We start from the raw sequence: 1,334 nt of genomic DNA on the forward strand, positions 1-1,334 counted from the left end.
GGGCAAGCCGATGCGCGAATTTCTGCATGTTGACGACATGGCGGCGGCCTCACTCTTCGTCGCAGGTCTGGACAAGGAGACATACGAGAGCGAGACGCAGCCGATGCTAAGCCACATCAACGTCGGCTCGGGCAGCGACGTGACTATCTGCGAGCTGGCCGAGATCGTGGCCCGTGTCACTGGCTTCAGGGGGCGGCTGACCTTCGATGCGACCAAGCCCGACGGCACGATGCGCAAGCTCATGGACGTCTCGCGCCTCGACCGGCTGGGTTGGCGCGCGAGCATTCCGCTGGAGGCGGGGATCGCCGAGACCTACCAGTGGTATCTTGCTCAGGGCCAGGCCAGCTTGCGGGTGAAATAGGTTCTGGGAAGGGCAGGGGAGTTGCCCCTTCTGGGTTTGGGCAATGCGCTTCCTAGTTGCCAATCCGGAGAGGGGTATCGAGTGCATTGATCTCAAAACCACGACGCTTTGTATCCAAAATCGAACAAGTGTCTTCAGAATCCTGAAATTACTTGCGCTACTAAAGGTATTAGTAAAGATGAACCAAGTTAGTTCTGTAACCAGTAAGGAGCGATAGAATGAGACGGACAGTTATCGCGATACTTGCCGCGGCACTCACCAGCACAGCCGGCTTTGCTTCGGCGGCTACGTTCGCGACGGAATCCAAGCTAATAAAGGGAAATGACGCCAAAAAGTTCGGCATGGCCCGCTTCACGCGCTGGGTCGGCGACCTTGACCTCTACGAGGAAGGCTTCACGGTCTACAAGATCGAGCGGCTCTCCAAGAGGCAGAAGAGCGTTGGTGACTTCTCGGTCAACTATGATCAGAAGAAGCATCGCAGCGGCAGTTGGACCTGGGAAGGCGAGGACGAAATCTCCTTCGTGGCCTACCAGGCGAAGAGCTATTTCACGGCCCAGTACTTCGAGCCGGGGATCTATGGCAACAGCTTCGCTTCTGCAGATCTGGGCATGATCAACGGCGCAGGCAAAGGGCGCCGTATCAAGCATATTACCCTCTTTGGTGTCGACGGTGTGCTCAAGGAACGAACTGCTTCGGCAAGCTTTGTCGTGGACGAGCCGGAACCGGTCCCGCTTCCCGCTGGCGCACTGTTGTTGATCAGCGGCCTCGGCCTGATGGCGCTGCGCCGCCGCGCCTAACACCGATAGATCCTGAATACCGATAGATATCGAAATGAAGGGGGGCCTCTCGGGCCCCCCTTTCGTTCGGGGCGAGTGTCAAGGTTTAAGTCGTTGCCTTGCCCTGCCACGTTGAGCGTGGCCTGCCCCCTGAAAAGTGGTCCTCCCTGAAGTAGGCTTTCGAGCCAGATGGAGGA

The 1,334-nt window shown here is 57.9% G+C and carries 1 protein-coding gene and 1 pseudogene; both read left to right on the plus strand.

Annotated elements, in window-relative coordinates; translation table 11 throughout:
• Positions 1–361, plus strand: a pseudogene (locus IE266_RS26700) (GDP-L-fucose synthase); the annotation flags it as partial.
• A gap of 218 nt (positions 362–579) precedes the next feature.
• On the plus strand, positions 580–1,158 hold the full coding sequence (locus IE266_RS26705) for a VPLPA-CTERM sorting domain-containing protein (RefSeq protein WP_189683179.1): 579 nt from the start codon (positions 580–582) through the stop codon (positions 1,156–1,158).
• The last annotated feature ends 176 nt before the right edge of the window (positions 1,159–1,334 follow it).

Source organism: Seohaeicola zhoushanensis, from assembly GCF_014656415.1.
Taxonomy (GTDB): Bacteria; Pseudomonadota; Alphaproteobacteria; order Rhodobacterales; family Rhodobacteraceae; genus Seohaeicola_A; species Seohaeicola_A zhoushanensis.